Annotated in this window: 1 protein-coding gene; it reads right to left on the bottom strand. The window is 58.0% G+C overall.

From position 1 onward, the window contains the following. On the bottom strand, window positions 1-407 hold a 407-nt coding region (locus BEA93_RS24745), incomplete at both ends, for a conjugative transfer relaxase/helicase TraI domain-containing protein (protein ID WP_201797561.1).

The following is a 407-nucleotide window of genomic DNA, read 5'->3' on the forward strand; positions in this document are numbered from 1 at the left end:
AGCCATTTTCCGGTATCATCGGTATACACCTGCACATGCTGCTTCATCCTCGAGAGCGCCACATACGCATCACTGAGAGAAGCAAGCCGCTGGCGTGCGTCAGTTGCACCGGCCAGAGCTATCACAAAGGCCTCGCTGGCCCCCTGAGCCCGGTGTGCCGTACCGGCATAGCCGTAATCCAGATGCATATCCGACATCTCACGTCCCGGCTGAATCAGCCGGGTATTTTCACCGTTCTTCAGCGTGATATCACCGTTACCGGCTATCCGGGTGACTTCCCACAGTGTCTGGGTATCCCGCCCCTGCTCCCGGTCCTGACGGGTGAAGCGTACCAGGTCACCTTCCGACAGCCGGATTTCACGCCGGGAAAATACCGCAATATCCCGCAGACTGCTTTCAAAAGCGGA

Source organism: Escherichia sp. MOD1-EC5950 (genome assembly GCF_002965345.1).
In the GTDB taxonomy this organism is placed as follows: Bacteria; Pseudomonadota; Gammaproteobacteria; order Enterobacterales; family Enterobacteriaceae; genus Escherichia; species Escherichia marmotae.